The 25,712-nt window shown below is 70.9% G+C and carries 18 protein-coding genes; 4 read left to right on the top strand and 14 right to left on the bottom strand.

Features of this window, described 5'->3' with window-relative positions:
• Positions 1-104: 104 nt before the first annotated feature.
• From ilvN to HUT18_RS26260, 4 genes are all read right to left on the bottom strand, one after another.
• Positions 105-629 (bottom strand): acetolactate synthase small subunit, encoded by a 525-nt coding sequence (gene ilvN / locus HUT18_RS26275; RefSeq protein WP_176103010.1) that lies wholly within the window; start codon positions 627-629, stop codon positions 105-107.
• A 66-nt stretch (positions 630-695) separates the two neighbouring features.
• A complete protein-coding gene (locus tag HUT18_RS26270; protein WP_176103009.1) occupies positions 696-2,558 on the bottom strand; it encodes an acetolactate synthase large subunit in 1,863 nt (620 codons plus the stop codon).
• Between the two features lie 312 nt (positions 2,559-2,870).
• Complete coding sequence (locus HUT18_RS26265) at positions 2,871-5,732, bottom strand: bifunctional diguanylate cyclase/phosphodiesterase (RefSeq protein WP_254879095.1); 2,862 nt, start codon at positions 5,730-5,732, stop codon at positions 2,871-2,873.
• Between the two features lie 539 nt (positions 5,733-6,271).
• Positions 6,272-7,219: a 2-hydroxyacid dehydrogenase gene (locus HUT18_RS26260; protein WP_176103008.1), complete on the bottom strand. Its 948-nt coding sequence runs from the start codon at positions 7,217-7,219 to the stop codon at positions 6,272-6,274.
• Between the two features lie 137 nt (positions 7,220-7,356).
• Between HUT18_RS26260 and HUT18_RS26255 the strand changes: the two genes are divergently transcribed.
• The 3 genes from HUT18_RS26255 to HUT18_RS26245 all read left to right on the top strand — a co-directional run bounded on the left by HUT18_RS26255 (position 7,357) and on the right by HUT18_RS26245 (position 11,163).
• Positions 7,357-8,355 (top strand): aldo/keto reductase, encoded by a 999-nt coding sequence (locus tag HUT18_RS26255; RefSeq protein WP_176103007.1) that lies wholly within the window; start codon positions 7,357-7,359, stop codon positions 8,353-8,355.
• A gap of 130 nt (positions 8,356-8,485) precedes the next feature.
• Entirely contained in the window at positions 8,486-9,658 is a 1,173-nt protein-coding gene (locus tag HUT18_RS26250; RefSeq protein WP_176103006.1) for a sorbosone dehydrogenase family protein, read from the top strand.
• A gap of 485 nt (positions 9,659-10,143) precedes the next feature.
• A complete protein-coding gene (locus tag HUT18_RS26245) occupies positions 10,144-11,163 on the top strand; it encodes a LacI family DNA-binding transcriptional regulator (RefSeq protein WP_176103005.1) in 1,020 nt (339 codons plus the stop codon).
• 93 nt (positions 11,164-11,256) lie between these two features.
• Here the strand turns inward: HUT18_RS26245 and HUT18_RS26240 are convergent, their stop codons facing one another.
• The 6 genes from HUT18_RS26240 to HUT18_RS26215 form a co-directional block, all read right to left on the bottom strand.
• Positions 11,257-14,556: a helix-turn-helix transcriptional regulator gene (locus HUT18_RS26240; RefSeq protein ID WP_176103004.1), complete on the bottom strand. Its 3,300-nt coding sequence runs from the start codon at positions 14,554-14,556 to the stop codon at positions 11,257-11,259.
• Positions 14,557-14,655: 99 nt separating this feature from the next.
• Positions 14,656-15,294 carry a hypothetical protein gene (locus tag HUT18_RS26235; protein ID WP_176103003.1) on the bottom strand — a complete coding sequence of 213 codons (639 nt, stop codon included), beginning with the start codon at positions 15,292-15,294 and terminating at the stop codon, positions 14,656-14,658.
• Positions 15,295-15,631: 337 nt separating this feature from the next.
• Positions 15,632-16,462 (bottom strand): META domain-containing protein, encoded by an 831-nt coding sequence (locus tag HUT18_RS26230; protein ID WP_176103002.1) that lies wholly within the window; start codon positions 16,460-16,462, stop codon positions 15,632-15,634.
• Positions 16,463-16,561: 99 nt separating this feature from the next.
• Positions 16,562-17,422 (bottom strand): GNAT family N-acetyltransferase, encoded by an 861-nt coding sequence (locus tag HUT18_RS26225; protein WP_176103001.1) that lies wholly within the window; start codon positions 17,420-17,422, stop codon positions 16,562-16,564.
• 116 nt (positions 17,423-17,538) lie between these two features.
• Entirely contained in the window at positions 17,539-17,937 is a 399-nt protein-coding gene (locus tag HUT18_RS26220) for a hypothetical protein (RefSeq protein ID WP_254878818.1), read from the bottom strand.
• 111 nt (positions 17,938-18,048) lie between these two features.
• Entirely contained in the window at positions 18,049-20,349 is a 2,301-nt protein-coding gene (locus tag HUT18_RS26215) for an MMPL family transporter (protein WP_176103000.1), read from the bottom strand.
• 458 nt (positions 20,350-20,807) lie between these two features.
• Between HUT18_RS26215 and HUT18_RS26210 the strand changes: the two genes are divergently transcribed.
• Positions 20,808-21,437 carry a class I SAM-dependent methyltransferase gene (locus HUT18_RS26210; RefSeq protein WP_176102999.1) on the top strand — a complete coding sequence of 210 codons (630 nt, stop codon included), beginning with the start codon at positions 20,808-20,810 and terminating at the stop codon, positions 21,435-21,437.
• A gap of 356 nt (positions 21,438-21,793) precedes the next feature.
• On the opposite strand, the gene HUT18_RS26205 is transcribed toward HUT18_RS26210, so the two are convergent.
• From HUT18_RS26205 to HUT18_RS26190, 4 genes are all read right to left on the bottom strand, one after another.
• Positions 21,794-22,177, bottom strand: a complete 384-nt coding sequence (locus tag HUT18_RS26205; RefSeq protein ID WP_176102998.1) for a hypothetical protein — start codon at positions 22,175-22,177, stop codon at positions 21,794-21,796.
• 370 nt (positions 22,178-22,547) lie between these two features.
• Positions 22,548-23,576, bottom strand: a complete 1,029-nt coding sequence (locus HUT18_RS34240) for an LPXTG cell wall anchor domain-containing protein (protein WP_176102997.1) — start codon at positions 23,574-23,576, stop codon at positions 22,548-22,550.
• Between the two features lie 183 nt (positions 23,577-23,759).
• Complete coding sequence (locus tag HUT18_RS26195) at positions 23,760-24,425, bottom strand: hypothetical protein (RefSeq protein WP_176102996.1); 666 nt, start codon at positions 24,423-24,425, stop codon at positions 23,760-23,762.
• Positions 24,422-25,693 (bottom strand): AAA family ATPase, encoded by a 1,272-nt coding sequence (locus tag HUT18_RS26190; RefSeq protein WP_176102995.1) that lies wholly within the window; start codon positions 25,691-25,693, stop codon positions 24,422-24,424. Before HUT18_RS26190 ends, HUT18_RS26195 begins: the two co-directional genes overlap by 4 nt.
• Positions 25,694-25,712: the final 19 nt, after the last annotated feature.

Below are 25,712 nucleotides of genomic sequence, written 5' to 3'. Positions count from 1 at the left end.
CCGTACGGCGGGAGGGTCGGGGGAAGTTTCGTGGTCTCGGATGACGGACGGCTGCCGGGCGGGCGGTTTCGGGCCACCGCGGCTCGCCCCTGTCCCGGGGTGGTTCAGGCGCTGCGGTCCAGGGCCCGCAGGCTGCGGTCGGTGATGGAGCGGGAGCCGCGGCCGATCGCGATGGTGCCGGACTGCACCAGTTCCTTGATGCCGAAGGGCTCCAGCATCTTGAGCATCGCCTCCAGCTTGTCGCTGGACCCGGTGGCCTCGATGGTCACGGCCTCCGGGGAGACGTCCACGGTCTTGGCGCGGAACAGCTGGACGATCTCGACGATCTGCGAGCGCGTCTCGTTGTCGGCGCGGACCTTCACCAGAACGAGTTCGCGCTGAACGGCGGAACCCGGCTCCAGTTCGACGATCTTCAGTACGTTGACGAGCTTGTTGAGCTGCTTGGTGACCTGTTCGAGGGGAAGGTCCTCGACGTTCACCACGATGGTGATGCGGGAGATGTCGGGGTGCTCGGTGACGCCCACGGCGAGGGAGTCGATGTTGAAGCCGCGCCGGGAGAACAGGGCGGCGATCCTCGCCAGGATGCCGGGGGTGTTCTCGACCAGGACCGAGAGCGTGTGCTTGGACATGTCGTGTGCTCTTTCCTCTACGAGCTGTGCGCTGTGCGCTCTGGAGGGGTGTCGGTCTCGGTCGTCTCAGTCGTCTTCGTTGTCGCCGAAGTCGGGGCGGACGTCCCGGGCGGCCATGATCTCGTCGTTGGAGGTGCCCGCGGCGACCATCGGCCAGACCATGGCGTCCTCGTGCACGATGAAGTCGACGACCACCGGGCGGTCGTTGATCGCGTTGGCCTCGGCGATGACCTTGTCCAGGTCGTCCGGGGACTCGCAGCGCAGGGCCACACAGCCCATCGCCTCGGACAGCTTCACGAAGTCGGGGACGCGGGTGCCCGCGCTCGGCTGCTTGCCGTCCGCCTCGGGGCCCGAGTGCAGCACGGTGTTGGAGTAGCGCTGGTTGTAGAAGAGGGTCTGCCACTGGCGGACCATCCCGAGCGCGCCGTTGTTGATGATGGCGACCTTGATCGGGATGTTGTTCAGGGCGCAGGTGGTCAGTTCCTGGTTGGTCATCTGGAAGCAGCCGTCGCCGTCGATCGCCCAGACGGCGCGCTCCGGCTGTCCGGCCTTGGCGCCCATCGCCGCCGGGACCGCGTAGCCCATGGTTCCGGCGCCGCCGGAGTTGAGCCAGCTCGCGGGCTTGTCGTAGGTGATGAAGTGCGCGGCCCACATCTGGTGCTGGCCGACGCCCGCGGTGAAGATCGTTCCCTCCGGGGCGAGTTCACCGATCCGCTGGATGACGTGCTGCGGGGACAGCGAGCCGTTGTCGGGGTGGTCGTAGCCGAGCGGGTAGGTCTCGCGCCAGCGGTTCAGGTCCGCCCACCAGGCCGGGTAGCCGGCCGCGGCCGCCTCGCCGCTGCGGCCCTCGCTCTGCTCCCGCTGCACCGCCTGGACCAGGTCCGCGATGACCTCACGGGCATCGCCCACGATCGGCACGTCCGCGGCCCGGTTCTTGCCGATCTCGGCCGGGTCGATGTCCGCGTGGACGATCTTGGCGTACGGGGCGAAGCTGTCCAGCTTGCCGGTGACGCGGTCGTCGAAGCGGGCACCGAGCGCCACGATCAGGTCGGACTTCTGCAGGGCGGTGACGGCGGTGACCGCGCCGTGCATGCCGGGCATGCCGATGTGCTGCGGGTGGCTGTCGGGGAAGGCGCCGAGCGCCATCAGCGTGGTGGTGACCGGCGCCTTGGTCAGCTCGGCGAGCACCTTCAGCTCGGCCGTCGCGCCGGACTTGCCGACGCCGCCGCCCACGTACAGGACCGGGCGCTCGGCCTGGCCGATGAGCCGGGCCGCCTCGCGGATCTGCTTGGCGTGCGGCTTGGTCACCGGGCGGTAGCCGGGCAGGTCCTGGACCGGCGGCCAGCTGAAGGTGGTGCGGGCCTGGAGGGCGTCCTTGGCGATGTCGACGAGTACCGGTCCCGGGCGCCCGGTGGAGGCGATGTGGAAGGCCTCGGCGATGGTGCGCGGGATGTCCTCGGCCTTGGTGACCAGGAAGTTGTGCTTGGTGATCGGCATGGTGATGCCGACGATGTCCGCTTCCTGGAAGGCGTCCGTACCGATCGCCTTGGAGGCGACCTGGCCGGTGATGGCGACCAGCGGCACCGAGTCCATGTGCGCGTCGGCCAGCGGGGTGACCAGGTTGGTGGCGCCGGGCCCCGAGGTGGCCATGCACACGCCGACCTTGCCGGTGGCCTGCGCGTAACCGGTGGCCGCGTGGCCCGCACCCTGCTCGTGCCGCACCAGCACGTGCCGCACCCGCGTCGAGTCCATCATCGGGTCGTACGCCGGCAGGATCGCACCGCCCGGAATCCCGAATACCGTCTCGGCCCCGACCTCCTCAAGGGAGCGAATGAGGGACTGCGCTCCCGTCACGTGCTCGACGGGGGCGGACTGCTGTCCGGAACGGGGCCGCGGCTGCGGATGTGCTCCGGGGGCCTGCTCGGTCATCTGCTTCTCTTCTCGATGCTGAGGGTGAGTACCAGCGGTGGTGCGGCGGGCCTCGCGCGCCCCGCCGGCCGCGAGGTGCTGTGCGGGGCCGGGTTCGCGAGGGGTGTCTCTGAGGGTATTCCGCGAAGTTTGTACGGATCTCGGGGTGCTTCGGTGCAACAAAAAACCCCCCGTGCCGTGAGGCAAGCGAGGGGAGCGCGTCGGTATCGTCCGCCGGGTCTGGTGAGAGGCCCGGCTTCAGCCGACGCGCTTGCCAAGTACGAGAATTCGAGTGCGCATGGCACTGACCCTCTCGCCGAGACGCTCCACGTGTCAAGTGGGTGGGACAGGCGTCTCACGATGTGAACTTCGCACACTCTGTGGACGGTACGGCGCGGGCACCCTGGCGAGCATGCCACGCTCCGCCGTGCCGGGCACCGACAACTGCCCCACACCCAGCACGCGCCGCAGCCGGTACTCGTCGAGCGGTCCGGAGAAGACCGGCCCCTGCCCGTGCGTACAACCCATCGCGCGCAGGGCGATCACCTGGTCGGGATGCTCGATGCCGTCGGCGACCGAGCGCATGCCGAGGTCTCCGGCGATCCTGAGCAGCCCGCTGGTGATCTTGTGCAGCCGCGCCGACTCGACCACGCCCTCGACCAGATGGCGGTCCAGTTTGAGTACGTCCACCGGGAGCCGCCGCAGCGCGTTGATCGCCGCGTAGCCGCCGCCGAAGCCGTCGAGCGCGATCCGCACGCCCAGGCGGCGCAGCGCGGTCAGACGGCGTTCCAGTTCGTCGAGACGGGCCCCCGGGCCCGCGTCCGCCAGCTCCAGGACGAGCGAGCCGGTGGGCAGCGCGTGCCGGGTGAGCAGGCCCTCGATCGAGTCCAGCGGCAGCGAGCGGTCGACCAGACGGCGGGCGCCTATGCGCACGACGACCGGAACGGTGGGACCCGCCTCGGCCCGTTCGGCTGCCTGGGCGACCGCCGATTCGAGCACCCACCAGTCGAGGTCGTCGGCGCGCGCCTCGTCGCGCCCGCGCAGGAAACGGTCCGGGGTGAACAGCGCGCCCTGCCCGCTGCGCCAGCGCGCCTGTGCGGTGACCGCGGCGATCCTGCCCTGTTCCAATCCGACGACCGGTTGGTGCAGCAGCGCGAACTCGCCCTCGTTCAGGGCGGTACGCAGCCGGTCGGCGAGTTGCACCTTGCGGACCGCCTCGGTCTTCATCTGCGGGACGTAGAGCTCGACGCGGTTCTTGCCCGCCGACTTGGCGCGGTACATCGCCAGGTCGGCGTTGCGCAGCAGCTCGCCCGCGCTCAGCCCGGCATCGGCGAAGGCGACACCGATCGACGCGGCGACCCGTACGTCGTTGCCGTCGATGACGTACGGCCGGGACAGCCCGAGCCGCAGCCGGTCCGCGAGCTCCAGGATCTGGCGCTCGCGCCGGGCCCGGTCGTGGCCGCCGTCGCCGAGCACCAGCGCGGCGAACTCGTCCCCGCCGAGCCGGGCGGCGGTGTCGCCCTGGCGGACCGAGTCCTGGAGCCGCTTGGCGGCCTGTACCAGGAGTTCGTCGCCCGCCTGGTGCCCGATGGTGTCGTTGACCGCCTTGAATCCGTCCAGGTCGATGAACAGGACGGCCGTGCCCGGGTCGGTGGTTCTGCGGCCGCCGAGCGCCTGGCCGACCCGGCGCGCGAACAGGGCACGGTTGGGCAGGTCGGTGAGCGGATCGTGCTCGGCGTTGTGCTGCAACTGGGCCTGGAGCCGCACCCGTTCGGTCACGTCGCGGGTGTTCAGGATGAGCCCGCCCTCGTGCCGGTTGACCGTCGACTCGACGTTCAGCCACTGCCCGGAGCCGGAGCGGAACCGGCACTCGATACGGGTGGTCGGCTCGTCCGCCGGACTCGCGGCGAGGAAGCGGCGCAGCTCGTGGACGACCCGGCCGAGGTCCTCGGAGTGGATGAGCGCGGCCAGTTCGGAGCCGACCAGTTCCTCGGCGGCCCGCCCGTAGACCCCGGTGGCGGCCGGACTGACGTACCGCAGGACACCGGTCGGCGCGGCGATCATGATCACGTCGCTGGAGCCCTGGACCAGGGAGCGGAAGTGGTTCTCCTTCTCGGCCAGTTCCCGGGTGAGCGTGATGTTGTCCAGCAGCATGATGCCCTGGCGGACGACGAGGGCGAGCACCACGGTGCAGGCGGTCAGCAGCACCACGCGGTCGACCCGGCGTCCGTCGAGGACGTTGTAGAGGATGCCGAGGGTGCACACCGCGGCGGCGAGGTAGGGCGTCAGCGCCGCGAGGGATCCGGCGATCGGTCGCGAGTACGCCGGTCCCCGTGCGCTCGGCGGGCAGTCCTCGGTGGCCGGATGTGGTGCCCCGTGACCGCTCGGCCGTTCACCGTCGGCGGGGTGGCCGCGCCGCGTGGTGACCCAGGGGGCGCGGGCGAGCAGCAGCGACCCGGCGAACCAGCCCGCGTCGAGCAACTGCCCCGACCGGTAGGTCTCGTGGAGCAGGGGCGAGGTGAACAGGGCGTCGCACATCACGGTCAGGGCGAGCGCCGCCACCGCGGTGTTCACCGCCGAACGTTCCACGAAGCCGCGCCGGAAGTGCAGCGAGAGCACCATGCTCACCAGGGCGATGTCGAGCAGCGGATAGGCGAGCGAGAGCGCCGCGTGCGCGACGCTGGAGCCTTCCGAATGTGCCGTCTGTGCCAGGGCCAGGGACCAGGAAAGGGTCAGCAGGGAGCCGCCGATCAGCCAGGCGTCCAGGCCCAGACAGACCCAACCGGCCCGGCTCGACGGGCGTTTGGCCAGGACGAGCAGTCCCACGATGGCGGGCGGCGCGAAGCAGAGGAAGAACAGATCGGCCCAGCTCGGATCCGGTACGGATTGGCCGAGTACCACCTCGTACCAGCCCCAGACGGCGTTGCCGAGGGCGGCCATCGCCGAGGACAGCGCGAACAGCAGCCAGGCGGGCCGCATCGGCCCGGCGTGGAGTTGCGCGAAACGGAAGCAGGAGACCGCGGCCAGACCTGCCGCCACGGCGAGCCCGAAGTCGCCCATGACGAGGGCGAGTTCCTCGGTTCCCCAGCCCAGGGCCGCCCCGACCCCGTATCCCCCGCAGACCAGCGTGAGGACGAGCGGGCCGTTGACGCCCTTGCGCGGATGCCTGCGGCCGAGCGGTTCGAGCGGCAGCAGGGACCGGACGGCTCCGCCGAGGGTGCCCACGGCGGACGGGCGGCCGGTCACCGGACCGCTCCTCGGTCCTCGCTCCGGCTCTGGTCGCGGTGCTGGCCTCGGACTTGGTCTCGGACTTGGCGGCGGCCTTGGTCTCGGCCCCGGTCCGGGTCAGGTACCCCTGGCGGGGCGGGAGTTGTCGGGCCGACCGGTTCCGGTTCGTGCCCGTGACGGGTTGTGCCCGGCGTCCCGGCGACGCCCGCCATGGGCGCGTACCAGGGCTGCCGGGTGCGGCAGTGCCGCTTCGGCTGGTGGGTCCACTGTGCGTGCATCGCGCGTCGCCCCCCTTGCAGTTCCGGTGAGTCGCCCCCTGCGCCGGACGGACGGTGGCGCAGCCCCTGCGGGGACGATACACCAGTTTCGTCACTCTGGGACATAGTTGGCCTACTCTCCGTAACGATCTCACGGGTTGAGCAGTCGCGGTTTCCGCACGTCCCTCCATGCCCCGAGCAGCGGATATTCCGCCATCGGGCGCGGTCGGACCGTCCCCGGTCCGCGTCTCAACTTCCCGTGGTCAGGACGACGTTGTGGAGGGGTTCGCCCTTGGCGAACCGCTGGAGCTGCGCGGCGACCAGCCTGGTGGCACGCGGCAGGAAGGCGGAGGTGGGGCCGCCGGTATGCGGACTGATGAGCACTCCGGGAGCGTGCCACAGGGGGTGGTCGTCGGGAAGCGGTTCCGGGTCGGTCACATCGAGCGCGGCGCGCAGCCTGCCCGAAGTGAGCTCGGCGAGCAGCGCATCGGTGTTCACGACCGCCCCACGCGCCACGTTCACCAACAGCGCCCCCTCCTTCATCCTGGCCAGAAATGCGCCGTCCACCAGGCCTCTTGTCTCCTTCGTCAGCGGCGTGGTCAGAATGACGACATCGGCTTCGGGCAGGAGTTCGGGCAGGTCGTCCAGCGAGTGCACCGGCCCGCGCTCCGTATTGCGCCGGGAGCGCGCGATGCGCGCCACCCGCGCGAGCTCAAAGGGCGCGAGCCGGTCCTCGACGGCGGCACCGATGGACCCGTATCCCACGATCAGTACCGATTTGTCGGCGAGCGCCTGTGGAAAGACGGCCGGGGTACGCCAGCGTCCGGCCCGCTGGGCGTCGACGAAGTCGGGGATACGGCGGAGCGAGGCCAATGTCAGCGTGAGGACGAGTTCGGAGGTGCTCGCCTCGTGCACCCCGCGGGCGTTGCACAACAGAACACCGTCGCGCATGTCCGCGAGGCCCGGCTCGACATGGTCGATCCCGGCGGTCAGCGTCTGCACGACCCGGGCGGAGGCCATCTCGGCCAGCGGGCGCACCGAGACGCGCGGCCCCTTCATGTACGGCACGACGTAGAACACACAGTCGGCGGGGTCCGCGGGGAAGTCCTCGGCACCGTCCCAGAAGCGGTACGCGAACTCGGCCGGGAGGCCCTCGATCTCGTCTGCCGCGAAGGGCAGCCACACGTCGGAAGTCATGGCCAGGAGGCTATGACAGGTGAACGGCCGCGCGGAGAGGTTAGTTTGGGCTCGGTTCGAAACCCCGGAACCCCGGCGGGGAACGGTGCCCGGCGGGGGCGCGACGGGGTGGTACGGGTGCGGGAGGGCTGGGCCAGGTGGAGCGCAGGACGATCGGTGCCGCGGCGCTCGGGGCGGGAGCGGTGGGGCTCGGCTGCATGCCGATGAGCTGGGGCTACAGCAGTTCGCGGCAGAACGGCGAGGAGTCGCTGCGTACGGTGCACGCCGCTCTGGACGCCGGGGTCTCGCTCCTGGACACGGCGGACATGTACGGCCCGTTCACCAATGAGCTGCTGCTCGGCCGGGTCCTCAAGGAGCGGCGCGCGGAGGCCTTCGTCTCCACCAAGTGCGGCCTGCTCGTGGGCGAGCAGCACATCGTGGCGAACGGCCGCCCCGGCTACGTAAGACGCGCCTGCGACGCGTCGTTGCGGCGGCTGCAGACCGACGTCATCGATCTCTACCAGCTCCACCGCGCGGACCCGGAGGTCCCGCTGGAGGAGACCTGGGGTGCGATGGCGGACCTGGTGCGGGCCGGGAAGGTACGGGCGCTCGGGCTGTGCGCGATCGGGGCGCGGGCCGCGCGGCGGTCCGGGGCGGATCTGTACGCGGCGACGATAGGGCAGTTGGCGCGGGCCCAGCAGGTCTTCCCGGTGAGCGCCGTGCAGGCGGAGCTCTCGGTGTGGTCACGGGAGGCGCTCACCACGCTGCTGCCCTGGTGCGAGTCGCGCGGCATCGGCTTCCTCGCGGCCATGCCGCTCGGCAACGGCTACCTGACCGGAACCCTGACCCCCGGTGAGGGTTTCGAGCCGGACGACATACGCGCCCGGCATCCGCGGTTCACCGCCGAGATGATGGCGGCCAACCAGCCCATCGTGGCCGGGCTGCGGCGGGTCGCCGCCCGGCACGGGGACGGGGTGAGCCCGGCCCAGGTCGCCCTGGCCTGGGTACTCGCGCAGGGGCGGCACGTGGTTCCGGTGCCGGGTGCCAAGCAGGCGCGGTGGGTGCGCGAGAACGCCGGGGCGGCCGGACTGCCTTTGTCCGAGGCCGACTTGCGCGAGCTCGGCGGGCTCCCCGCCGCCCGTGGCTCCTGGGATTGACCACACACCTGCGCGTTTGTGGGAACCTCCGCGGCCCGCACGGTGTAAGAACTACCGAGCCCGTTCGGAGTCGGCACAGGGGTGACGCACACCCCGCTCCGCGCGTGGACCGCGACGAAGGGATGTCGACGTGCAACGCCCAGTCCTGGGGGCCCTGTTGGCCACCGCTCTGCTTCTGGCCACCGGCTGCTCCTCGGACGGCGGCAGCGACGAGCCCACCGGCGAGAGCCCGACGAAGGGGGGCACCAGCAAGCCCGGCGCCTCGAAGAGCCCGACCGAGCCCGCCCCGCCCGCGAAGGGTTCGGCGAAGGTGATCCGTACGGTCACCGAGGATCTCAAGTCCCCCTGGGGGCTTGCCGCGCTGCCGGACGGCGACCTGGTCGTCGCCTCCCGCGACGAGGGCACCCTCACCCGGGTCGACGCCAAGAGCGGCAAGAAGACCGAGATCGGCGAGGTTCCCGGGGTGACCCCGGGCGGCGAGGGCGGCCTCCTCGGCCTCGCGATCTCCCCGGACTTCGCCTCCGACCACATGGTCTACGCGTACTTCACCACCGACTCGGACAACCGCATCGCCCGGCTGATCTACGACGAGGGCCGCGAGCCCGGCAATCAGCTCGGCGCCCCCAACACCGTCCTGCGCGGCATCCCGAAGGGCTCGATCCACAACGGCGGCCGGATCGCCTTCGGCCCCGACAAGATGCTGTACGCGGGCACCGGCGAGACGGGCGACCGCACGCTCGCGCAGGACAAGGAGTCGCTCGGCGGCAAGATCCTGCGGATGACCCCGGACGGCGAACCGGCCCCCGGCAACCCCTTCGGCGAGGACTCCCTGGTCTACTCACTCGGCCACCGCAATGTGCAGGGCCTGGCCTGGGACGACAAGCAGCGGCTGTGGGCCTCGGAGTTCGGGCAGGACGAGTTCGACGAGCTCAACGCCATTGCCCCGGGCGGCAATTACGGCTGGCCCGAGGTCGAGGGCAAGGCCGAGAGCGAGGACGACCGGAAGCGCTACGCCGACCCGGTCGCCCAGTGGAGCACCGCCGAGGCCTCGCCGAGCGGCATCGCGTACGCGGAGGGCTCGGTGTGGATGGCCGGACTGCGCGGCGAACGCCTCTGGCGCATCCCGCTGCGCGGCAACAAGGCCTCGGCCGAGCCGCAGGCCTTCTTCGAGGGCGAGTACGGGCGCCTGCGTACGGTCCTCGCGGCGGGTGGGGACAAGCTCTGGCTGGTCACCAGCGAGACGGACTCACGCGGAACTCCGGCCAAGGGCGACGACAAGATCCTCGAGGTCGAGGTCAAGTAGCCGTCGGCCCCGACACGGGCGGAAACGAGCATTCGGTCCGCCGGGCTGCTGCCCGGCGGACCGAAGAAGAGCACCGAATGGTCGGGGTGCCGGTGCTCCGAGACTGTCATCGTTGACATATGTCAGCGTTGACAGCGGCTCGTGGACACATCATTGCGGCTTTCCCGTCCGGGAGTCAACGTAGGACACAAGATCGACCGAATCCCGGACATGAGCGGTCCCCACCCGCCGCCGGAACCGGACACTCAGGGTGGCCGTCGACCAACCCCCGGCGACCGGCATCCGGGCCCGCTCCCCGCGGCCGGACCGCCGCCCCGCCCGCTGACCTCACCGACCTGCGTGAACGGCCGTAAACGGCGGAGGTACTGTCAAGGGCCGACACCGGGCCCAGGCCGCAGGTGTCCCAGCCGACCGAAAAGTGACCGCGGCTGCCGGGACCCGGCGGGTTCCGGTGGCCGGGCACCGCGTACGAAGGAACGGTGTGCATGGCAGCGTCCCGTCGCCCCACGCTGGCGGATGTCGCCCGCGAGGTAGGGGTCAGCGCCAAGACCGTCTCCCGGGTCCTCAACGAGGACGGGCCCAGTTCGGCCGAAACCCGGGCGCGGGTCCTGGACGCCGTCGAACGGCTAGGCTTCCGGCCCAACCTGATGGCCCGCAACATCCGGGTCGGCGGCCCCGACACCACGGTCGGCCTGGTCGTGCCCGATCTCGGCAACCCCTTCTTCGGCACGGTCGCGGGCGGCATCGAGGACGCCATCCGCGAGCGCGGCCTCACCCTTCTGATGGGCTCCTCCGCCGAGAACGCCGACCGCGAACGGGCGCTCACCGACACCTTCCTGGCCCGGCAGGTGAGCGTGCTGATGGTGGTCCCCTCTGTGGGCGCCGAGCACGGCCGCCTCAGGTCGCAGCGGTCCACCGGGATGCCGGTGGTCTTCCTGGACCGGCCCGGCGCGGGTCTGGCCGCCGACTGTGTGGTGAGCTCGAACCGGGCGGGCACCCGGGAGGGCGTGGCTCATCTGATCGGCCACGGGCACCGCCGCATCGGCTTCATCGGCGACATCCCGCCCAAGCTCTACACCCGCCGCGAGCGCCTCGCCGGCTACCGCGACGCCCTCACCGAGGCCGATATCCCCTACGACAAGGCACTGGTCGTGGGCGCCCACGACGAGGCCGGAGCGGCGACGCTCACCCGCGAACTCCTGTCCGGCCCCCAGCCGCCGACCGCGCTCTTCGCCGCGAACAACATGGTGGCCTTTGGCGTGATCGGCGAACTCGCCCGCCTGGGCCGCGCCCAGGACGTCGCCCTGGTCGCCTTCGACGACCTGCCCCTGGCCGGCGCCCTCTCCCCCGCCCTGACCGTCGTCGCCCAGAACCCCGCCGAACTGGGCCGCACCGCCGCCGCGACCGCACTGGCCCGCCTGGACGGCGATCGCTCGCGGGCGCGTACGGTCACGGTCGATACGAGGCTGATCGCTCGGGGGTCGGGGGAACTGCTGCCGGGTTAGCGGGAGTTGGGGTTCCGGCGTGGCCGTCGTGTCGAGGGTTCCGGCGCGCCCGTCGTGTCGCGGTCTCCGTGTGCGTCGCGGGTTCCGCGTGCGTCACCGGCCGCGAGTCCGGGCTGCCCCGCCGCCAGTCGTGCGCGTCGCCACGTCCTCGCCCTCCGCCGCCGCGAACAGCCCGGCCCTGTGAGCCATCGCCGCCGCCTCCCCACGGCCCGCAACCCCCAGCTTGGCAAGGATGTTGGAGACATGGACGCTCGCCGTCTTCGGCGAGATGAACAGCCGCTCGGCGATCTGCCGGTTGCTGCGTCCGTGCGCGACCAGGGCCAGCACCTCGCGTTCGCGGCGGGTGAGGCCCAGGTCGGTGGTCGGGGTCGAGGCGTGCCCGGTGTCTTCGCCTTCCGTGGCAGCTCCGGCTTCTCCGGCCTGTCTGACCTCTCCTGCTTCTCTGTTTTCCGCCGGACCGGTCCTAGCAGGAACGACGAGGCGAGCCCGCCGGGCGAGTGCGACGGTCCGGTCCGTGAGCGGGCGCGCCCCGAGGTACCGTCCCACCGCCCCTGCCTGGCGCAGGAGTTCGGCTGCTTCGTGGCGGTTGGCGGCTTGGCGAGGTTCGGCGGCGCCGCTCGACAGCAGGCACTCGGCCAAGCGCAACCGCACCAGGGCGAGTTCGTACGGGCGCTCCAGCGGAGCGAGGGCACATTCCGCGCGGTGCCACTCCTCGGTCGCGAACTCACCCTCGGCATACCGGAGTTCGGCGCGTAGCCATTGCCCGTACGCGGACCAGAGCGGGACCGCTGTGGTGAGGCGACGGCCGGTGGTGCGCAGAAGTTCCAGGCAGGCGGCGCGGCCGGGTGCGGCGAGTGCGAGCGTGCGCGCATCAGACTCCGCGGTGGCCGCCGCGAGCAGCAGCGGCCAGGCGTGGCGGTGCGCGCCGGGCGGGAACCCGGCGTCGATGGCGCGCGCGGCCTCGGCACGGGCGTCGAGCAGCCGTCCCCGGGCCGCGGCGACCGAGAGGGTGAGCCGGGCGAGTGGCAGCGAGTGCTGCGGCAGCAGCACGTGACCATCGAAGTCGGCCCGGGCGGCGTCGAGTTGGGCTGCGGCCTGTTCGGTCTCACCGCGGGCGAGGGCGAGCAGGCCGAGGCGTAGCCGCGCGGTCCCCCGCTGCTGGGGGCTGCGGCCGTGGCCCCGCGCCTGCCGGGCGGCCTCGGCGGCCTCCGTCCACCGGCCGAGGCTGGCCCGGGACTCGGCGAGGTTGTTCCACAGCCAGGCCCGGGAGTCCAACAGGCCGTGGGTACGGGCGAGTTCGAGCCCCGCTTCGAGTATGTCCACGGCCTCCCGCGAGCGTCCGACGCCTTCGAGGACGGAGGGCAGGTTCACATGGCTGGGCGCCAGCAGATGGGTGAACCCACGGTCCGCGGCCGCCTCCCTGACCCGGTGCATCTGCGCGAGTCCGCGTTCCACGTCCCCCGCGTCGACGAGCAGACCGCCGAGAGTGAGCCGGGCGTTCAGCTCCGTCTCGGCGGCGCCGACGATCCGGGCGTACTCGACGGCTCGTTCGGCGGCGGCCAGGCTCTGCGGGCCCGGGGTGTGCAGCGTGCTCCAGGAGGCGACGGCGGCCAGTACGTCGGCGTGCAGCCGGGAGGGCGGACGGCCGCGTACGAGCTCCTCGGCAGTGGCGAGTTCGACCCGCCCGTCGCCCTGGCCCAAGTGTTGGACCAGGTGGCAGCGCTGGAGCCGGAACCAGGCGCAGCGCAGCGGATCGCGGACCTCGGAGAGGAGCCGCAGCCCCCGGTCGACGATCTCCAGGGCCCGTTCGCGCTCGCCGCTCAGCCTGCCCGCGACGACGGCCCCGGCAAGCAGGTCGGCGGGGCTCAGGGGCGCGTCGGCGGCTAGGCCGTCCTCTCCGGGCCAGCCGAGAGGGGCGTGGTCGCGGGCGGACAGCCCCTCGCGCACCGGCATCGGGGTACGGTCCCACACCTCCAACGCCCTTTCGAAGAGCCGCAGTTGCTCGGCGTGGGCGTGGCGACCGCGGGCTTCCGTGGCTGCGGCGAGCACGGCGGGCAGGGCCTTCCCGGGCTCGCGCGCCGCGTACCAGTGATGCGCGAGGCGGGCGGCGTGTTCGCAGTGGCTCGCCAACTCCGGTGCGGCTTCCAGGACTTCGGCGTACCGGCGGTGAGTACGGAACCGTTCGCCGGGCAACAGATCGCCCTCGACCGCCTCACGGACCAGGAAGTGCCGGAAGCGGTAACCGTGCCCGTCCTCCGTGACGCACAGGACATGGGCGTCCACGGCTGCCCGTAGCGCCGCATCCAGTGCGTCGGCCCCGAGCGCCGACACGGCCTCCAGGAGCCGGTGCTCGACCGACACTCCGCCCACGGCGACGATGCGCACCACGCGGTGAGCGGTCTCGGGGAGCGCGGCCGCCCGCAGGAGCAGCAAGTCCCTTAGCGTGCCGTCCAGTTCGGCGCCCTGCTGGGCTCCCCCGCGCGCCACGAGTTCCTCGGCGAGGAATGCGTTGCCGTCACTGCGCCGGAACACCTCCTCGGCCAGGGCGGGTTCGGGTTCCGCGCCGAGAATCCCGGCGAGCAGGCGCTCGACCTCGGGACGGCTGAACCGCGGCAGTTCGAGTCGCCCGACGGCACGCAGCCGCTCCCACTCCGCGAGCAGGGGCTTGAGCGGGTGGCCCCGGTTGAGGTCGTCGGTGCGGTACGTGGCGAGTACCAGGATCCGGGGCCGATGCGAGCCGCTCAGCGGGCCCAAGTGGCAGAGGTGGCGCAGGAGATGGGCGAACAGTCGGCGCGTGGAGGCATCGGCCTCGTGCAGATCCTCCAGGGCGAGTACGAGGGTGTGCTCGACGGCGAGTTCTTCGAGGATCCGTAGGGTCAGTGCGACGAGCCGTGCGGCGCCCTCGCGGTCTTCGGCGGGTGGTTCGCCCTCGGGGTGTGTACGGGTATCCCGCTCGGGGCGTGTATGTGCCTCTCGCGCGCGCCGCGTGCGGGTCTCCCGCCCACGTCGATCAACGGGGTCCAGTGCGCGGCCGGGCTGCAACTCCGGGAGCAGGCGGGCGAGTTCGTCCTCGCTCCCCGCCGTGGCGGCGGCCATCTCGGCAGGAAACCGATCACGCAGCGCACGCAGCACGGCGGAGAAGGCCGCAAACGGCAGCCCGTCCGCACTGGTCCCCTCGCAGCCGCCCACCACCACAACGGCCCCCGAACGGCGGGCCTCCCCGGCAAACTCCGCGAGCAGACGACTCTTGCCCACGCCCGCCTCGCCGCCCAGGAGCAAGGCCTGCGGCTCGCCCTCGGCGGCCCGCGCCAGCGCTGCCCGCAGCATGTCGAGCTCTGCGGCGCGCCCCACGAACACGGGGCTGACGGAACCGGTCTGCACGCTGCCGAGCATCGCACAGGAGGCCGCGAGGCCCGCCTCGCCGTCGTGGGACGTTCCCCGTTTCGGGGCTCAGCGCCGGGGAGTTGTGCCTGCGTAGTGCCGACGTTGTGCCTACGAGGCCCCCGGAGCCGAGGGCAACGACAGCAGCAGATCCGTGTACTTGGCCACGGCGAGCACCAGGCCGATGACGCCCAGCGCCACACCACCCCAGGCCACGGACCTGATCCAGGCGGCGGGCGCCGGACGCGGGGTACCGAAGGCGGGGCGGGCGAGGACGAGGGCACCGACGAGCAGGGCCGCGAGCGCGAAGACGCCGCCGATGAGCGCGGTGACCTCCCAGGAGTCCCCGTAGACGGCCTGGATCTGCTTGGCGGCGTCGCCGCCCTGGGAGGTCTCGATCTGCCCTTCCAGGGAGGACCGCGCGGCGGCGACGGTACCGAGCCAGCCACCGGTCAGCGAGACCACACCGAGCGCGGCGGACACGACGGCCCCGGCACCGAGACCGACACCCTCGGACGCGGCACCGGCAGGCACCGGTTCGTGGTCGTCCTCGGGGTCGACGTCGGCCTCGTCCGCCACGTCGGTGTCGTCCGCCGCATCGGTGTCGGTCTCGGTGTCGGTGCGCGCGTCGGCGTCCGTACCGGTGTCGGAATCGGAGTCGCCCTTGGTGAGAACGGGCTCCTTGGCCTCGTCCGTGTCACCGAGCTCGGTCGTCTCGCGGGCGTCGCGGGTGTCGTTCTTGGTAGCCATGCGGCGCACGCTACGGACGGTTTCTGAGAGCCCCATGAACGAGCGGAGGAGCGGTGGACGGGTGACGAGAACGCACGAGAGGGGAGCAGGAGGGACGAGAGGCGCCTGAGCAGGGCAAGGAGCGCGCCGGGAGGAAAGGAGAGAAGGGAGGGGCGGCGCGGGAAGCGCCCCCGCGAGAGGGCCGAGCGGAAGAAAAGAAGCCCGGAGGACGGAACGAATGGAGTAACGGAGGGCCTAGTAGCGGAACCCCGAGGGAACCGCTTTCCCACCCTTGGACAACCCCAAGACGGTCCTCAGCCCACCGTGCGGCTGGCGTCAGCCGACCCTCCGTCCACCCTCACTCCGCCGTCGCGTTCAGTACCGGCCCGGAGGGTCCGTCGCCCGCCGTGAGCGACAACTCCTTCTGTCCCAGCTCGTATTGAGCCTTGCCGGCCAGGACCTCGCGCATCAGTTTCTCCGTCTCGCCCGCCTGTCCCATGCACGCGCGCCGGGTGCTGGCGATCTCGCCGAAGGTGACGGTCCCGTCCTTGGCCGTGGTGGCCTTGGCGCGGAAGCTGTTGCAGCCGAGGTTGCCGCTGACGCCGCCGTCCTCGGTGAAGCGCAGGAACGCCTCGCCCGCGGCCTTCACCTCGCGCGACTTGCGCTTCGGGCCGTCCGTCACGGTGAACCCCGTGACCTTCCATTTCGGCCCGACCAGGGGCTTGCGCGGCTCCGAACTGAGCACGATCCGGTCTCCGTTCCCTTCGGCCTTGGTCAGCGTGAGGGTCTTGCCGTCGTCGGAGAGCCGGACTTGGTGCTTGCCGTCGATGGCGGCGCCGAACTTCCGCTCGAACACTTCGAGTGGCTCCCCGCACCCCATGAGGGTCGAAATACGGTCGGTCACTTCCAGGGTGCTTCCCTTGATCTTCACGTCCATGCCGTTGTCGTTGCAGCCCCAGGTCCCGCCGGACTTGCCGCCGCCCGCGGGGTCGGACCCTGGCTCGAAGACCACGCGCGCCTCGCTGTTGGGCGGCGCGTCGTACGACTTCCCGTCGATCGTCACACTCACCGGCAGCCAGGTCACCCCGGCCACGGGCACATCGGCCCCCGCCGCGCCGCTGCCCGATTCCTCACCGCAGGCCGTCAGGGCGGCAGTTCCGACAAGTCCGAGCAACGACAGATATGTCACTTTGTTCCGTAAAGCGCTGCGCAATGTCATGCCCCTGAGACGGAGTGGAGGACCGAAGGGTTCCCTCCTCCATCCCACCAGGATCCCGGCCGCGCCGCCCTACGCGTACGAGAAGTCGTGCACGGCGAAGCTGCTGAACGGCACGTATCCGAGACGCTCGTACAGGGCGTTGCTGGTGGGGTTGGCCGCGTTCGTGTAGAGCACGACCTCCTGGGCGCCCGCGGCCAGCGCGGCCCGGCTCACCTCGACCATCACGGCGGCCGCGTACCCACGGCCACGCAGGTGGGCCGGGGTGTAGACGGGGTCCACCCGGGCCTGGCCGCCGACGATCTGGTTCACGCCCGCCATGGAGACGGGCGTGCCGTCCGGGGTCTCCCAGTACGTGTAGTGCTTCTCGGCGAAGCGCGTGCCGGGCCAGGAGTCGGCATCGATGGTCACGTCCTCGCCGACGTCGGCCGCGAACTCACGGCACCACTGCATGAGGTGTTCGTGCTCCTGCTCGCCGACCAGCCGCCCCTGGCCCGCCGGGAACGGCTCCGGCGGGATCAGCGTGCCGAGACGGAGCAGGCGGAGCCGGACGCGGACGGTCGACGTCGCGCCGGTGTGCCGCTGCCAGGCCTCGGCGAACGCGGTCGCCGTGTCCTGGTCCGCGGTGACGTACGGGATGGACTGCCCGAGGGCGGCCAGGTGCGCGGCGAGGCTCTCGGCCTGCTCCGGCGTGAGCGAGGTGACGTTCAAGCCGCGGAAGCGGTAGTAGGTGGCGAGGACCTCGCCCGCTCGCTCCAGTCGGCCGAAGTGGGCAACGTCCGCTCCGTAGGCGGCGGTTGGCCCCATCACGCGGATCTTCTCCGTCACCGACAGCGGCGTGGTGTGCAGGCCGGGCCGCGAACGCAGGAACTCCCCTGCGTGGGCGAGGAATTCGTCGACGTCTTCGGTGAGGTGCCAGTCATCGGAGAGCATGCTTCATGATCCCGGATGTGCTCACCCCAGGGGAACAGCACACGCTCGGGGACACGCGGCGTTCGGCCACGGCCGCACTTCAACGGGCGTACGCGCCAACCGACTTGATCTGATCGCTACGGGTCGCTCAAGTCGGAAGACGGCGACGTCTGCCCCCAGACCGCGTCCAACCGTCCGACGACAGCCCGGAGTTCGCGGGCGCTGTGACGGGACAGTGCCTGTGTCACGGTGTCGAGGAGGGCGCGTGCTTCGAGGGGATTACCGCAGCAGTACCAGTAGACGTCGCCCCACTCGTAGTCGTGCCAGAGCTGTCGCTCCGGAGTGCGGACGTAGTCCCTCCAGAGACGTACCGCCTCGCTCACGTCCCCCGGCCGCAGATAGTTGCGCGTGTCTTCCAGGTGGAAGACCTCGGACTGCGCACGCGAGGAGAGTCCGTCGATGTGCCTTCGTTCCGCTTTTCGCGTCCGGCGCCGGGGCACAGCGGCGCGGACGTGGCTCGGCCGTCTACGCGGCATGGCCCTTTCGGTTGGTCGTCATGCTGGTCGTCATACCGCACACCCTGCTACGAACTCGCCCTGAGCCCAACGGAATTGTGGGCGGCCGGATGCGCCCTGCCGGGCCACCCGCTACCCCTTCACCAGCGCATCCCCATCCGTGTCCACATCGGGCGCGTCAGGCACGTCGGACGCATCGGCCACCTCGGGCACCACGGACATGGACTCGACCGCCGGTACAGCCACCTGCCCGGGAACCGCAACCACCTCCGGCCCCGCCACCCCACCCGCGGGCGCCTCGATGCTGATACGCGGCAGGATCCGGTCCAGCGAGCGTGGCAGCCACCAGTTGGCGCCGCCGAGCAGGTGCATGAGGGCCGGTACGAGGAGGGTGCGCAGGACGAAGGCGTCCAGGGCGACGGCGGCGGCGAGGCCGATGCCGAACATCGCGATGACCCGGTCGCCGCTCAGTACGAAGGCGAGGAAGACCGAAATCATGATGACGGCCGCCGAGTTGATCACACGGCTGGTCTCGGCCAGGCCGACGCGTACCGCCCGCCGGTTGTCACCCGTCTCCAGCCACTCCTCGTACATCCGGCTGACCAGGAAGACCTGGTAGTCCATGGAGAGGCCGAAGAGCACCGAGACCATGATCACCGGCAGGAAGGGCTCGATGGGCCCGGCTCCGCCGAGGCCGAGCAGCTCGCTCCCCCAGCCGAACTGGAAGATCGCGACCACGATCCCGAAGGCGGCCGACACCGCCGCCACGTTCATCACCGCGGCCTTGAGCGGAATACCGACCGAGCGGAACGCGAGCAGGAGCAGCAGACAGCCGAAGCCGATGACGACGCCGATGAACAGCGGCAGCTTGCCGAGGATGATGTCCGCGAAGTCGTCGTAACCGGCGGTCACGCCGCCCACGTGGACGTCGAGCGAGGTGCCGGACTCGGCGCGCGGCAGGACCTCGCCGCGCAGTTCGTCCACGAGTTCGCTAGTCTGCTTGGACTGCGGGGAGGTGGTCGGCTGGACGGTCAGATATCCGGCGTCGCCGTCCGCGTTGTACGTGACCGGGCTGACCGAGTCGACGCCCGGTGTGCCCTGAAGGCTGCGGCCGAGGTTGTCCAGGGCGAGCCGGTCGGGGGCGCCGTCGACCTCGCTGACCAGGGTGAGCGGACCGTTGACGCCGGGGCCGAAGCCGTCGGCGAGCAGGTCGTAGGCCTGGCGGGTGGTGCTCGACTCGGGCTTGTTGCCCTGGTCGGAGCTGCCCAGGTGCAGCGAGAGGGTGGGCAGCGAGAGCACGGCCATGACCGCCATGGCGAGTACGCCGAGCAGCTTGGGCCACCGTTCCACGAACGCGGACCAGCGGGCGGCGAGCCCGGTCGGCAGCTCGGGCCGCGGGCCCTGCTCGGCGAGCCTGCGCCGCTCGCGGCGGCTCAGCGCGCGCATCCCGATCAGCGAGAGCAGCGCGGGCAGCAGGGTCACGGAAGCGGCGACGGTGAGTACCACGGTGAGGCTCGCCGCGATGGCCACGCCGTTCAGGAAGCTGAGCCGCAGGATGAGCATGCCGAGCAGCGCGATACAGACCGTGGCCCCGGCGAACACGACGGCCCGCCCGGTGGTGGCGACCGCCTCGGCGGCGGAGTCGGTCACGCTCAGTCCGCGTTTGAGCCCGCGCCGGTGTCTGGTGACGATGAACAGCGCGTAGTCGATACCGACGCCGAGCCCGATGAGCATGCCCAGCATCGGCGCGAAGTCGGCGACCGTCATCACATGCCCGAGCAGTTCGATGCCCGCGTAGGCGGTGCCGACGCTCACCAGCGCGGTCGCGATGGGCAGCAGGGAGGCGGAGAGCGTGCCGAAGGCGAGGAACAGGACCACTGCCGCGACGCCGACTCCGACGATCTCCGCGACGTGCCCGCCCTGGGATTCGGTGAGCGCCACCGCGCTGCCACCCAGTTCGACCTGGAGCCCGCCGGTCCGGGCCTCGGCCGCCGTGTCCACGACGGCCTGCGCGTCGGCCTTGGACAGCTCGCCCACCGGCCGGTCGTAGGTCACCACGGCATAGGCGGTCCGCCCGTCCGCGCTGATCTGCCCGGCCCCGCGCTCGCCGTACGGGCTGGCCACGGAGGCGACCTTGCCCTGCTCGGCGACCTCGTCCAGGGTCCGCGTCATGGTCTGCTCGACATCGGCGGCGCGTACGCTCTCGCCCTTGGCGGTGTGCCAGACGATGGTGTCGCTGTCCCCGCCGAGCCGGTCGAAGTTGTCGTTCAGCAGCTGCGTGGCCCGCCCGGACTCGGTACCCGGCACCTCGTAGTCGTTCGAGTACGCGGCCCCCGTGACCGCCGCGGCCGTGGCCGTCCCGCCGAGGGCGAGCAGCCACAGCAGTACGGCGAGGAGTCGGTGCCTGATGCACCACCGGGCGAGTGCTGCCACGGATGCGCTCCCTGAGTGTTCGAGGACGTGTCGGGGAGCAGCGGAGTCAGTCGCCGCAATGTCCGGTTGTCACCGGATCACCCGCTAGTGCATGAGAACAACAGGGATCCACTCTTCCAGCAGTAAGAGATCGTTTGTCGGTTTGGTGCGGTTGGTCACAGGGGGCGGTGGTCACATCGATGGGGAAATAGGTGGGCGCGTCGGGGGCCACGCCGGACCATGTCGAGGGTCGCGTCACGGCGCGGGGCAGGGGCCTCATACTGGTGTGATCGCCTAATCAACTGTCGCCAGTTCCCCGGGGAGTCCAGCCAGCTGGTGACTGACTGTGGTCGCCAGCGGCTTGTCACGCCACCGGGTGATGGCCTTGTCCTGGTAGCCGAGCGAGTCCGATACGACGGCGCAGGATTCGGCACGGGGCCGGAGAACAGCTGAGAATGGGGGGTGTTAACTTCCTTCCCGTGGCGGAGCACCAGGACGAGACCAGGACGGCCTACGACGGGGTCGTCGAGTTATATGCGTCGATGTTCGCTAATCGACTGGAGACGCAGCCGTTCGCGCGGAACATGATCGGCACCTTCGCCGAGTTGGTGCGTGGAACGGGGAATTCGCGGGTGGCGGATGTCGGCTGCGGGCCCGGACATCTGACGGCCATGCTGCACGACCTGGGGCTGGATGCCTTCGGGCTCGACCTCTCTCCGGCCATGGTCGACCACGCTCGGCGGGCCCATCCGGCGCTCAAGTTCGATGAGGCCCGGATGGAGGAACTCCCAGTTGAGGACGGCGCGCTCGGCGGCGTGCTGGCCCACTACTCGATGATCCATACCCCTCCTGGGGAACTACCCGCGCTGCTCGCCGAGCAGGCGCGTGTCCTGGCGCCGGGGGGCCTTCTCCTGGTCTCGTTCTTCGGGACCGACGCGCCCGAGCCGGTCCGCTTCGACCACAAGGTGACACCCGCCTATAGCTGGCCGGCGGACCGCTTCGCCGAGTTGCTGGCCGGGGCCGGGTTCGTCACATTCGCGCGGCTGCTCCACGACCCGGCCTCCGAGCGGGGCTTCCTGGATGCCCACTTGCTGGCCCGTCTCCGCTAGAGCATGGCCTTCTGCTGTGGGCTCTCGTAGTCAACTGCCGCCGGCTTCCCGAGGAGGCCGGCTTGCCGGTGACCTTGTGTGATCGCCAGCGGCGTATCGGCTCCATGTCCCGCCGGTCTCTCTGATGAGGCGGCTGGTGGTCTTGTTGTGGTAGCCGAGAGCGTCGGCAACGACGGGAGCGGGCAGTTCGAGGAGCTGCTGGCGGATGGCGGCGCCACGTGCTGCGGCGGCCGGGATCCCGGCCTCGTTCAGGAGCGCGGACAGGTGGTCGGGGCGGGCTGGCTGTCCTGCCCGGCGGCCCGGGAAGAGCCATCGGGAGGCGGGGTTGGTGGCGGTGTTCATGTTGTCGCGGTTCGCTATGTGCTCCAGCAGCAGAGCGGCGACCGGTGCGGGAACGGGCGAGGCGGGTTCACCGAGCCGTAGCAGCACGGTGCCGCCGTCGTGGACCACGTCGTCGACGCTGAGCCGGACGATGCGGTGACCTTCGCGTTCGCGATCAGGTACTCAAGCTGCTGGATACGGGATTCGTTGTTCCCCTTCTCCTCGCGAGCCGCTACGTAGCCGGCGTTCTCGCGCAGGTCCCCATTCGCGCGTTCCGTCTCCAGCCGCTTCTCGATCTCCTCCCGGGTCACGGTGGTGCGCGTCTGCAGCTCGTCCTTCAGCCCCTGAAGCTCCTCGGCCGAGAACGTCACTTCCTCGTCATCCGAGTCGTCCCCCGAGAACGCCGTCTGCTCAACCATCTGCTGACTCCTCCATAAGCAACGGCCTTTGGTCACCGGGCCGTTGCGTCACATGCGTACACCAGTAGTGATCTTGGTGCAGCGGACGAACGTACCAGCCGGATACGAACCGCAGAAGATCACATCAAGACGCGCCCTGGCCGGGAGCGCAGCTCAGTGGCCGCCAGGAGGGTGCACAGCGGAGGCACGGGGAGAGGGAGCGGGGAGGACGCGACTCGGGGCGGCACGGCGGGCGGAGCCCGTGACCGTACCGCCCCGATGTGTGACCGTGTCGCCCCGACGTGTGACCGCGCCGCGCCCGATGCGCGGCCGCGTCAGGACCAGTGCCTACACGACAGGTCTCTACGACAGGCCTCTACGCGACCGACGTCTACGCGACCGACCCGGCCTTGCGCCGCCGCGCCACGAGAACGGCCCCGGCACCCGCGGCCACCGCCACGCCACCGATCACCGCGAAGGTCGGTACGGCGCTGGAGGAACCGGTCTGGGCGAGCTTGCCGCTGACCGGGATCTCGCCGAGACGGCCCTGCGCTGCGGGACCGTTCCCGCCGCGCCCCTCGCCGCCACGGCTCCCGGAACCACCGGAGGTGCCGCCCTCACCCTTGTCACCGCCAATGTCGTCGACCGTGCCCGGCTTGCCCTCGGCCTCGTCGACCGGGCCGGGCTCGCTGCCGCGCGCGAGGACCGTGAAGTCGAACCGGCTGATGTCGTCGAAGCCGCACTGGCCGTCCTCGCCGTACGAGTGGCCGATCGTGAAGAAGTAGCCGGTCCCCGCCTTGGCGTCGCCTCCGACCTTGATCCGCATCTTGGCGTCCGCGTACTCCCCGGGCTCGAGGGTCTCGACGGTGGCGAACTCCTCGTTGCCGAGCACCTCGGCGCCGTCGCCTTCGATGGCCTTCCACTTTCCGGCCGCCGGGTCGAACCACTCGACCGTGACGGCCAGTTCGGCGATGTCGTCGAGCTTCGGATCGGCGGTGCCGAGGTAGAGGGAGACCACGGTCTCCATCACCTTGGTCTCGGACACATTGGTCACCCGGTAGGTGAAGTCGTGCCAGCCGGACCCGGCGACGATCTTGCTGGGCAGCCCGCGCAGCGAGGTCTTGCCGCGCTCCTCCTCCGGGATGCCGGAGCAGAACGTCGGACGCGTGTACGTCGGCGACGGCTCGGCACTCGGCTTCGCCGACTCGGAGGCGGTCGGCTTCGCGGACTCCGAAGCGGAGGGTGCGGGCGGGGTGGGTGCCGCGGACGTGGGGGCGGGCGTCGTGGGGGCGACCGAGGCCGAGGGGCTGGCGGCGCCGGGCTCCTCCCCCTCCGCGTACGCGACCGGAGCCACGAACAGCGCTACGGGTCCGACGACTGCCGTGACAGCCGCGGTCGCCAGAAGACGATGGAGCCTCATTGAACCCTCCGGTGGAGCTGAGCTGCCCCGCGGCCGCGAGCGGGCGACGGGGGCACCCGTGTGCGGTGGTGCACAGGAATGATCAACGGAGGGTGCGGAAGGTTGTGCGGTAAACGGAATCTGTCGTGTGATCGTCCTCACGGAGAACCAAGGAGGGCGTGAGGACGAAGTCCGGCGGCGTGGTCACAGGTAACCGAGGTCCCTCAGGGCTGCCTCCGTATCCGCGGACCACTGGCGGTACGAGGGCACGGCGTCCAACACCGAGAGATCGGTACGGCGGACAAGGAGTTCCGCCGCGTCGGACAGAGCATCGTGGGCATCGTCGCCGAGCAGGGCCTTCCAGACCTGCTTGGGATCCAGCTTCTCCCTGCCGCTCACACCCCGCGCACCCTTCACACTCACCCGCGTCTCGACGGCTGCGGGCCGGGCATACGGGTAGCCCTCGATCCTGCGCCCCGTCATCACGGATTCCAGAGCCGTCCGGTCCGCGAGCATCCACGACTCCGTCATGAGCACGGTCACGACAGGAACCGGAGTGGCCGTGCGGCGGAGCGTGCCCGCGCGGTCACCGAGCCGGGTCACCAGCTTCGCGGTCCTGTCCCTGGCATCCGCGTCACCGTGCAGGAAGAGGACGTCACAGTCGCGGGCAAGGTCCTCCGCGCCATGCAACACCACCTCCTCCGCCTGCGTGGTCCGTACGTCCGAGACCAGACAGGGCAGCACTTCGACGCTCTGTGTGCTGTGTGCGAGAACCAGCGCGCTCAGTTGACGGCGCACCAGGTTCTTCAGATACGGCTCGTCGCTGTTGCCCTCGACCATCAGGCCGGGCTGTAAAGGGCGGTACCTCACGCCGTCCCCTCCCCCCGACCCAAGCGGCGCAGGAGCCGATCGACGGACTCGGGCGAGACCGTCTCCCCCGGAGCCCGGTCCGGGTCGTACGCGCGCAAGGGCCGGGCCACCGTGGTACGCGAGACGGTACGGCGCACGGGGTCGACGTGATCGGCCTGGTCGAGGAAGACCAGGCTGCCGCTCAGGTCGTGACGCAGGGCCGCGAGCAGGGCGGGTGAGTGGGTGGTGGCGATCAACTGGCGCGCGGCGCCGTCCGGCCCGGCTCTGCCGAGGCGCCGCACCAGTTCGGCCACTCTCTCCGGGTACATGCCGTTCTCGATCTCCTCCACGCACACGGTCGGGGCGCGGAGAGGGTCGGCGGCCGCCGCGAGCAGACCGATCATCCGCAGGGTCCCGTCGGACAGCATCGGCGGGGCGCACCAGCCGGTGTGACTGAAGAGCACTTCGAAGTCGAGTTCCTGGCGCCGCTCGTCGGACACGGTGCGCACATCCTCGACGCCGTCCACGAGGGAGGCGAGGTCGCCGAGGAGCCGCCGCCAGGCAGCCGGGGAGTCCGAGCGGATACGGGCGAGAACTGCCGCCAAGTACCCGCCGTCCACGCCGAGTTCGGGGCGTGAGAGCCCCGCCGACGGCTGGCGCATGACGACCGGGTCGAGTACGAGGGAGGACCAGGACGCGCTCTCCGCCAGGGCGAGGCGGCGCAGCAGCCCCCGTGCTTCCTCCACGCCCGCTCGCAGCACCACAGCCGAATCCACGACACCCAACTGCATCTTCCCCACGTCCAGGTGGGCCTTCGTGCCACGTGTGTCACGGGCCAGCAGAGAGAACTCGTCCATCGCCTCGCGCAGTTCGGACCGGGAGTACGGTCCTGTCGCCCCCGGCGCGGGCAAGTCGCCCAGCCTGACGCTGCACTCGCCCACTCCGAGCACTGGAGGCGTCATGGGCAGGGCTTGCATGGAGAGACGCACGGTGATGGGAAGCGGGCCGTAGTCGCAGAGCGAGACAGCGGACACTTCGACGACGAACTCCTCGGCCCTGTCCTCGCTTTGAGGCCCGAACCGATGGAGGAGTGCGCCGGGCGTCAGACGCGAGTCGCCGCGCGCCGTGTCGGCGAGGCCGCCACCCACTGCCGCCGCCACCAGCCGCAGAGCATCCAGCAGGTTCGACTTTCCCGCGCCGTTCGGTCCCAGCATGATCAAGGTCGGCGGTACGTCGAGCCGGAAGTCCCGGAACGACTTGAAGCCGTCGATCCGAATCTGCGTGATCATGCTTCACTCCCGGCTCGGC

The sequence above is a fragment of the Streptomyces sp. NA04227 genome, from assembly GCF_013364195.1.
In the GTDB taxonomy this organism is placed as follows: Bacteria; Actinomycetota; Actinomycetes; order Streptomycetales; family Streptomycetaceae; genus Streptomyces.
Note: the sequence above shows the minus strand (reverse complement) of the source record. Positions and strands in the feature narration are given on the sequence as shown.

What these genes read in the sequence shown, in the direction of transcription:
- ilvN (WP_176103010.1), bottom strand. Translation starts at nt 629, where the DNA reads ATGTCCAAGCACACGCTCTCGGTCCTGGTCGAGAACACCCCCGGCATC.
- HUT18_RS26270 (WP_176103009.1), bottom strand. Translation starts at nt 2,558, where the DNA reads ATGACCGAGCAGGCCCCCGGAGCACATCCGCAGCCGCGGCCCCGTTCC.
- HUT18_RS26260 (WP_176103008.1), bottom strand. Translation starts at nt 7,219, where the DNA reads ATGACTTCCGACGTGTGGCTGCCCTTCGCGGCAGACGAGATCGAGGGC.
- HUT18_RS26245 (WP_176103005.1), top strand. Translation starts at nt 10,144, where the DNA reads ATGGCAGCGTCCCGTCGCCCCACGCTGGCGGATGTCGCCCGCGAGGTA.
- HUT18_RS26240 (WP_176103004.1), bottom strand. Translation starts at nt 14,556, where the DNA reads ATGCTCGGCAGCGTGCAGACCGGTTCCGTCAGCCCCGTGTTCGTGGGG.
- HUT18_RS26235 (WP_176103003.1), bottom strand. Translation starts at nt 15,294, where the DNA reads ATGGCTACCAAGAACGACACCCGCGACGCCCGCGAGACGACCGAGCTC.
- HUT18_RS26225 (WP_176103001.1), bottom strand. Translation starts at nt 17,422, where the DNA reads ATGCTCTCCGATGACTGGCACCTCACCGAAGACGTCGACGAATTCCTC.
- HUT18_RS26220 (WP_254878818.1), bottom strand. Translation starts at nt 17,937, where the DNA reads ATGCCGCGTAGACGGCCGAGCCACGTCCGCGCCGCTGTGCCCCGGCGC.
- HUT18_RS26205 (WP_176102998.1), bottom strand. Translation starts at nt 22,177, where the DNA reads ATGGTTGAGCAGACGGCGTTCTCGGGGGACGACTCGGATGACGAGGAA.
- HUT18_RS34240 (WP_176102997.1), bottom strand. Translation starts at nt 23,576, where the DNA reads ATGAGGCTCCATCGTCTTCTGGCGACCGCGGCTGTCACGGCAGTCGTC.
- HUT18_RS26190 (WP_176102995.1), bottom strand. Translation starts at nt 25,693, where the DNA reads ATGATCACGCAGATTCGGATCGACGGCTTCAAGTCGTTCCGGGACTTC.